The sequence below is a fragment of the Bradyrhizobium sp. STM 3809 genome, assembly GCF_000239795.1.
GTDB lineage: Bacteria > Pseudomonadota > Alphaproteobacteria > Rhizobiales > Xanthobacteraceae > Bradyrhizobium.
On sequence record NZ_CAFJ01000696.1, the window covers coordinates 1 to 3,138 of the forward strand.

Below are 3,138 nucleotides of genomic sequence, written 5' to 3' on the forward strand. Positions count from 1 at the left end.
GCGCGCGATGCGCGGATCGACCCACAGCATCTGCATCGCCGTGATCAGGCCGTCGCGGCCGAACGTCGTCGAGTACCAGGGGATGCCGGCATAGGGGTAGCGCCCCTCCGGCGTGTCGGTCATCAGGATGTTGAGGTCGGCCGCCGCCTGGCACAGCACCTCGTTGAGAATGTCGTTGGAGGTTTCGATCGTGGTGGTCCCGTTGGTGCAGCGGCGCATCTCCCGGCGGTGTGCGAGCATGCTGCGGAAGAACCGGCCCGGCTGCTGGCCCGTCGGCGCATTGCAGGTCACGGCGATGAACAGCGAGGTCGATTGTTGCGGGTCGAGATCGAAGTGATAGGTGGCGACATCGACCGCCAGCCGCGACGGGCGCGGATCGAAATGCAGCGCCGTGGTGCGCGTCACAGCGTCGAGACCGCGATAGTCGAGCTCGACGTCGGACGGCCCGATCAGGCGGCCCGAGCCGGTACCGCGCCGCTGTCGCACCGAGCCTCGGACCTCGAACAGGTCGGCGAAATCATTGTCGAAGGTCAGCTTGAGGTCGAAGCTGGCGCGCCTGTCGCCGTGGTTCTGCAGGCCGATACGCTGATAGAAGGTGCCGCGCCACAGGAAGATCGTGCGCACGATGTGCAGCATGTCCTTCGGAAGCACCAGCCGCCCCTGCTGATAGATGTCGGGGTTCGTCAGGTCGATCGTCAGCGCCGAATTGTCGTCGCGCAGGCTCGATCCGAGCAGCAGCGGCTGCATCTCAGCAAGCGTCAGCTCGAGCCGCGCCAGGTAGCGCGTATCCGCATTGAATAGCCCATCCGGACCGCCCGCCGAGGCGCCGATGTCGCCATGGCCGTCGAGCACGATGAAGGTGTCGTCGTGCTTGAGCGAGCGCCGCGGCCGCGCCGCGGGTCCGGTCATGGGAATATAGAAGGGCTGCTCGGCAGGCGCGTCCGCGACTGCCATCGATGCCCGTGTGGTTGCAGCTTCGGCCGACATGATTGACCTCGTGCGAGTTGGCGCCGACCCGGACGCCTCGGACGCGCTCGGGATGCAACGCTCGTCTTGGCTCAGGCCGCGAACTTGGCGAGCCGGTTCATCTCCTGGGTGACGAGCTCGCGATAGGGCCCCTCGCCCTGCATCAGCCGATCGGGCGCACCGTCCTCGATGATCCTGCCCGATTTCAGCACCACGACCCGATCAAAGTTGCGCAAGGTCGCCAGCCTGTGCGCAATCGCGATCACGGTGCGGCCGCGCATCAGCCGGCTCAGCGCCTCGCGGATCGCCTCCTCCGACTCGCTGTCCAGCGCGGCGGTGGCCTCGTCGAGCAGCAGGATCGGCGCGTCCTTGAGGAAGGCCCGCGCGATCGCGATCCGCTGGCGCTGGCCGCCGGACAGCTTCACGCCACGGTCGCCGACCATGGTTTGCAGGCCCTCCGGAAGCGTCTCGACGAAGTCGCAGCGCGCCGCAATGGCCGCGCGCAGCACCTCGTCGTCGGTGGCGCTCGGCCGGCCGTAGCGGATGTTCTCCAGAATGGAACGATGGAACAGCGAGATGTCCTGGGGCACCACCGAGATCGCCTCGCGCAGGCTCTGCTGGGTGACCTTGGCGATGTCCTGGCCGTCGATCGTGATGCGGCCAGCTTGCGGATCGTAGAACCGCTGCAGCAAGGTGAACAGGCTCGACTTGCCGCCGCCGGACTGGCCGACGAGGCCGACGCGCTGGCCGGGCTGCAGCCGCAGCGAGAAGCTCTCGAACAGCTTGTGGCCCCCCGGATAGTGGAAGGTGATGTTGTCGAACGCGATCGCGGCGCCGCTCTTGATCAGCGGCTCGGCCTCCGGGTGATCACGCAGCTCATGCGGCTGCAGCAAGGTGGCGATCGCCTCGCTCATCCGCGCGACGTGCTGGGTGACGTCGACCAGCGCCACCGCGAGGTCGCGCGTCGCGTTGAGAATGCTGAGGCCGAGCGTGCAGACCAGCACGACGTCGCCGGTCGTCGCCCCGCCCCGCTGCCATAGCGAAATCGCCCAGGCCATCAGCGCCACCGTCAGCACGATCGTCACCGTCGCATGCAGGATACGCAGCTTCTCGAGGTAGCGCAGGCTGCGCCCGCGCGCCTCCAGCTCCTTGTTCACGGTCGCGTCGAAACGGTCGTGCTCATGGCGCAGGCCGCAGAAGGCGCGCACCAGCGGCATGTTCGAAATCACGTCGACCATCTCGCCGTCGACCATCGCCGCCTTGTCGGCGAAGTCATCGTGCAGCGGCTTGCCGGCCGCGGCAAGACGGAACATGGCCAGCACCATCATGGCCGCGACGAACAGCAGGCCGACCGCCATCGGGCCGCTGACGGTTCCAATCAGGCAGATCGCGGCGATCGTGGCCATGCATGGCGGCAGCACGTTCCAGACGAACATGTTCTCCACGGTGAACACCGCATTCGACGTCGCGGTGATGCGGCTCGACAGCATGCCCGGCAGGCGGTCGCCGAAATAGCTCGGTGCGTGCCCGGTGAGATGGCGGAAGATGTCGCGGCGCAGATCGCCCGTGACGGTCACGAAGGTGAAGCTCGCGATCCAGCTGGCGACGCGCCAGAGAATGTTGTCGGTCGCGATCAGCGTCATCAGCAGCACGAAGGCGGCCCAGACATTGCCGTTGACGTGCGGTCCCGCCGAGAGACTGTCGACGAGGAACTTGACGCCGTATTGGGTGCCTACCGAGCAGGCAACTGCACCGACGACGGATGTGAGAATGATGAGATGAGCTGCCGGACGCTTGCGCAGATAGCGCATCACGAAGGGAAACGGCCGGTGCGCGTAGCCTGATAGTTGATCCATGCTTGTCCCCGCGAGTGTTGGGCGACACCAGTTGCGGCCAGATGAACGAGGCGTGGTTTCATCAGTTCCGCCGTGCAGCAGCACATCGGCCCTGCCGCATTTGCATGATGGCGCGCTGCGAGCGTTGGCGACTTCGGATGGCATCATTGAGGTGAGGCGAAACACGTTGTGTCGAAGAAAGAGTGATCGAGACAGGGGAACTTCGCCGACTCCACAACGTTCCCGGTGCGGCAGTGCCGGTGCCATTGGGGGCTTCATCCATGATCACGAATAGGAGACGGTGAGATGCGCATCGCGCAGGTTGCTCCATTGACGG

2 protein-coding genes are annotated in these 3,138 nt (G+C 66.0%); both read right to left on the reverse strand.

The genetic code is table 11. The features are described from left to right. A partial coding sequence (locus BRAS3809_RS30595; RefSeq protein WP_035659518.1) for a glycogen debranching N-terminal domain-containing protein occupies nucleotides 1–987 on the reverse strand: 987 nt, incomplete at its 3' end. Between the two features lie 71 nt (nucleotides 988–1,058). Then, on the reverse strand, nucleotides 1,059–2,822 hold the full coding sequence (locus BRAS3809_RS30600) for an ABC transporter ATP-binding protein (RefSeq protein WP_008965890.1): 1,764 nt from the start codon (nucleotides 2,820–2,822) through the stop codon (nucleotides 1,059–1,061). Nucleotides 2,823–3,138 lie beyond the last annotated feature (316 nt).